Annotated in this window: 4 protein-coding genes; 2 read left to right on the top strand and 2 right to left on the bottom strand. The window is 70.4% G+C overall.

From position 1 onward, the window contains the following. Nucleotides 1-110 precede the first annotated feature (110 nt). Nucleotides 111-1721 (bottom strand): serine/threonine-protein kinase, encoded by a 1611-nt coding sequence (locus tag Apa02nite_RS50555; protein WP_203831548.1) that lies wholly within the window; start codon nucleotides 1719-1721, stop codon nucleotides 111-113. A 183-nt stretch (nucleotides 1722-1904) separates the two neighbouring features. Here Apa02nite_RS50555 and Apa02nite_RS50550 point away from each other — a divergent pair, with 183 nt between their 5' ends. Next, on the top strand, nucleotides 1905-2714 hold the full coding sequence (locus Apa02nite_RS50550; protein WP_203831547.1) for a GAF domain-containing protein: 810 nt from the start codon (nucleotides 1905-1907) through the stop codon (nucleotides 2712-2714). Nucleotides 2715-3086: 372 nt separating this feature from the next. Here the strand turns inward: Apa02nite_RS50550 and Apa02nite_RS50545 are convergent, their stop codons facing one another. Continuing rightward, complete coding sequence (locus Apa02nite_RS50545) at nucleotides 3087-3476, bottom strand: cupin domain-containing protein (protein WP_203831550.1); 390 nt, start codon at nucleotides 3474-3476, stop codon at nucleotides 3087-3089. Between the two features lie 217 nt (nucleotides 3477-3693). Here Apa02nite_RS50545 and Apa02nite_RS50540 point away from each other — a divergent pair. Next, on the top strand, nucleotides 3694-4449 hold a 756-nt coding region (locus Apa02nite_RS50540), incomplete at its 3' end, for an NmrA/HSCARG family protein (protein WP_239165148.1).

Raw genomic sequence — 4449 nt, 5'->3', positions numbered from 1 at the left:
GGAACGATGACAAGAGAGATGTCAACGAAAAGATGACAGCAGGAGAGGTGTCGTTCCGCACCGACGTCGGCCGCATCCTGACCGTAGGGCGGCGGCATTCACCCTGACGGTCAGGCCTGCTGTGTGGTGGCCGTGGGCGTGCCGTTCGTGCAGCTCACTGACATGGTGAGCAGGGTCTTGCCGTGTTTGAACGTCACCGCGGGCGCGGATGCCGGCCCGGGGTCGACGGCCTGGACCTTGTAGGGCGCGGCCGCTTTCCAGGACAGGATCTGCGCGGTCGCCGGGCTGGGGCAGGTTGCGCGGACGGTGCCGGCAACCGTCGACAGCGTTCGCTCGGTCGGCTCGGTGGCCGGGGTCGCCGGCGGGGCTGTTTCGGCGGGTGTCGCTGTGGTGGCCGGCGTCGCCGGGCCGGTGGGACTGGCCCGCACCGATGCTCCGGCGGGTGTCGCGGGCTGCGAGTGCGTCGCTGTCGCGGCCGGTGCCACGGGCGTGATGCGCGTCGAGGTGGTGGCCTCGGGTGCGCCCGGACCCCGGCTGGTCGTGGCCGAGGCCGCTGGGGCCGGGGGAGCTCCCGCCCACGACGGCTCGTCTCGATCCGTGGTGGTCAGCTGGTGCACCCAGAGAGCTCCGCCGGTGCCGGCGACGATGACCAGCGCCGCGGTGATCAGCCGCCGGCGGTATGCCGTGCGGGCGTTCGGCGGGGTGGCCGGCGACGGTATCAGCTCGGTTCGCAGGCCGGAGTCGACGAGCGATGCCGCGGCTCCGGGCCGGCTGCTCGGTGCCCGGTGGATCAGGACCGTGGGGTCCGGGCCGGGATCCGTACGGGCCGCCGGCAAGTGAGCTTCGTCGTTCACCACGCGCATCCCGGCGCCTCCGGCCAGAACTTCGGCGGTCTCCCGGGCGGTCGGCCGCACCAGCGGGTCCTTGGCCAGGCAGCGGTTGCACAGCCCGATGACGTGGTCGGGCACGCCCGGCGTCGGTGGTAGCGCGGCCGGCTCGAGGTGGAGATGTGCCTCCAGCATCTGCCTGGTGTCCTCGCTGGTCCAGGGGGAGCGGCCGGAGAGCAGCAGGTAGAGCACGACGCCGAGGGCGTACACGTCGGAGGCTGGTTGCACCGCGTCGCCGGTCAGCCGCTCCGGTGCCAGGTAGGCCGCGGTGCCGAGGACCTCGGAGTCCAACTCGCCGGAGCCACCGGGCGAGACGACCGCGGCGATGCCGAAGTCGACCACTTTGGCGCCGGTCGGTGCGAGCATCACATTGGCCGGCTTGATGTCCCGGTGCACCAGTCCTTCGGCGTGGGCGGCGGCCAGCGCCGCGGCGATCTCCGCGCACACCCGCATGGCGAACTGCGGTGCCACCGGACCGGCGGAGAGCCTTCGCAGCAGCGTCCCGCCGGGAACGAGTTCCATCACGACGTACGGAAAAGTCTGTCCTGCCGTTGTCATTTCGCCGTAGTCGTAGACCTGGGCGATGTTGGGGTGCGCGAGTGCCGCGGCGGCTCGGGCCTCGTGCCCGATCCGGTCGCGCGCGTGCTGGTTGCCGGCGGCCGTGGGAGCCACGAGCTTGACGGCGACGGCGCGGGCGAGCACGTGATCGTGTGCCTGCCAGACGACTGCCATACCGCCGGCGCCGATCGGAGTCTGCAGGCGGTAACGGCCGCCGAGCAGCAGGCCAGGGTGCGCCTGCCCGAATTCACCGTCGAGAATGGGCGGTCCGTTCATCCGGGAAGTGTGCCTTGCCTGACGAAGATCTGCAGCCCGGCGATCGCCGCGGCGCGAGCGGGGAGACGGCCGCGCGCGAGCAGCCGTGACCACTTCGTCACCACCTCGACGCGTCCAACGGCGGCCCGGCCCATGCCACCTGTGTCAGTCTGACCATCTCCTCGGGAAAGCGAGCACCACACCTTGTCGATCACCGCCGGCCGCACCGCCGCCCTCACCGATCCGGCCCGGCTGGCCGCGGTGCGCCGCTACGAGATCCTCGACAGCCCCGCCGACGGCCAGTTCGACTCCGTCGCGGCCGCCGCGGCCGCGGTGTGCGGCACCCCGATCGCGACCGTCAGCATCGTCGACGCCGACCGAGTGTGGTTCGCCGCCGCCAAGGGGCTGAACGGCGTGACACAGGTGGGCACCGAGGCCGGGCTGTGCGCGTCGGCGTTCTGCGCCGACGGCCCCTACGTCGTCAACGACGCCGCGATCGACCCGCGCACCCTCGACCACCCGCTCGTGCGCGGCGAACTGGGTCTGCGGTTCTACGCCGCCGCGCCGATCATCACCCGCGACGGGCACCACCTCGGCACCGTGACCGCGATCGACGCCATGCCGCGGGAGCTGTCGGAAGGTCAGCGTGCCGTCCTCGGCCACCTCGCCGACCAGGTCGCGCAGCACCTGGAACTACGCCTGGCCACCATCACCGCCGTCCGCGCCGAACGGCAACTACGCGACGACGCCGAACGACGCGCCGCCGCCGCGACCGAACTCGCCGAGCGCATGCGCACCGCCGCCGCCGCGCACGCCACCCGGCCGCATCCGGAGAACTGCCAGCTCGGCGGCGCCACCCCGTGCACCGCCCCCGCCGAACTGAAGCTCGCCGACTCGTGGGGCGACTCCGCATGGGGCTGCAACAACCACATCGAAGAAGCCATCATCAACGTCCGGTCGGTGTTCATCGCCGACGAGGAGCTCGGCGGCCTGGCCGCTTTCCTGCACCGCTGACCGGCGGCAAGCACGCGGCGCAGGTCGACCGGGGCGTCGACGAGGCCCAGAAGCGCACCGGCGCCGGCGACACCCAGCCCTGACGCGGTGACGGCCGAGATCGAAAACTGACCGGGCTCTCCGGTTTCGGCCGACACCATCGCCCGGAGAGCCCATCAGCGATGCGCGCCGGCCGGCCCCGATCGGATCAGGGTCTGCGCCGTGTGCTCGTCGGCCGCGGGTCGCCGGCGGTGTCGAACAGGTCGTCCGGATAGACCGACAACTCGTCGTACAGCTCGGTCAGCCGCGCGTCACACACGACCGCGAGGCCGTTGTGACCCGCAGAGCGATCGGGTCCACGACGGCCTCGCGAAGTGCCGGCGTTCAGCGAGGTCAGTTCTGCGGGGGTTCGTCCTTGCCCTGCTCCTCGAGGCGGTCTGCCTCGTCCTTCGTCTGGTGGATCGCCTGGTCGGCGTGCTCCGGCGGGCCGTAGACGGTGTAGAGGACCAGCGGGTTCGGACCCTCGTTGGTGAAGTTGTGCTTGCGGCCGGCCGGGACGACGACGAGGTCGCCCGCCGCGACCTTGCGGGTCTGGCCGGAGACGACCGCTTGGCCGACGCCGCTGACGAAGGTGAGGATCTGGTCGACCTCGTGGACCTCCTCGCCGATCTCGCCGCCTGGCGGGATGGTCATGATGACCAGCTGGGTGTGCTTGCCGGTCCACAGCACGCGACGGAAATCGGGACTCTGCTCCGCAACGGTGGCGATCGTGAAGTGCTCCATGCCGGGCGTATACCCGCATTGCCGCACCGCCATGCGACCCACTCGTCTGAGGGCGATCAGCCGGAGAACCCCTGGCCGAAGCCGGTCCGAACCGCACGTGTGATCGTCGGAGTGACCGTCCACACAGGTACTACAAATTTGAAATAAGCCGGGTGGGGGTGTGGTTGAGCGGGGTAACGGCCTACCAAGGACCGGGAAACCCCAGGGAGTGGTTCTGATGGCGAGCAAGACGATCGCGGTTGTTGGTGCGACTGGTGCTCAGGGTAGTGGTGTGGTGCGGGCGATCCTGGCCGGCGGCGGCGAGTTCACGGTGCGGGCGTTGACGCGTGATGTGACCTCGGTGAAGGCGCGTGAGCTGGCCGCGTTGGGTGCTGAGGTGGTGGCTGGTGACTATTCCGATCCGGCGGGCCTGGCGGAGGCGTTCGAGGGGGCGCACGGGGCGTTTCTGGTCACGGATTTCTGGACGCACATGGATCCGGAGAAGGAGCAGGCGTACGTCCGGAATCTGATCGACGCGGTGCAGAAGGCCGGCGTGAAGCACGTGGTCTGGTCGACGCTGGAGGACACCCGGGAGTTGATCCCGGTCGACGATCTGCGGATGCCGACGCTGCTGGGTAAGTACAAGGTGCCGCACTTCGACGCGAAGGCCGAAGCGGACGCGTTCTTCGTCGAGTCGGGGGTGCCGACGACGTTTCTGCGGACCACGTTCTACTACGAGAACCTGGCCGACGCCCTCGCTCCGGCCCGTGACGCGCAGGGCCGGCTGGTGTTGAACATTCCGATGGGGGATGCGCCGTTGGCCGGGATCGCGTCGGGTGACATCGGCCGGGTCGCGGTGTCGATCTTCCGGGGTGGCAGTGAGTTCATCGGCCGCACGGTCAGTATCGCCGGTGACGTCCTGACCGGTGACCAGATCGCTCAGGCGTTGGGTGACGCGCTGGGGGAGCCGGTGGAGTACCGGCCGGTCACGCAT

Source organism: Actinoplanes palleronii (genome assembly GCF_016862315.1).
Taxonomy (GTDB): Bacteria; Actinomycetota; Actinomycetes; order Mycobacteriales; family Micromonosporaceae; genus Actinoplanes; species Actinoplanes palleronii.
This window is presented reverse-complemented; position numbering and strand designations above follow the sequence as displayed.

Bases quoted from the DNA above. Each gene is read 5' to 3' on its own strand.
- Apa02nite_RS50555 (WP_203831548.1), bottom strand. From the start codon at position 1,721: ATGAACGGACCGCCCATTCTCGACGGTGAATTCGGGCAGGCGCACCCT.
- Apa02nite_RS50545 (WP_203831550.1), bottom strand. From the start codon at position 3,476: ATGGAGCACTTCACGATCGCCACCGTTGCGGAGCAGAGTCCCGATTTC.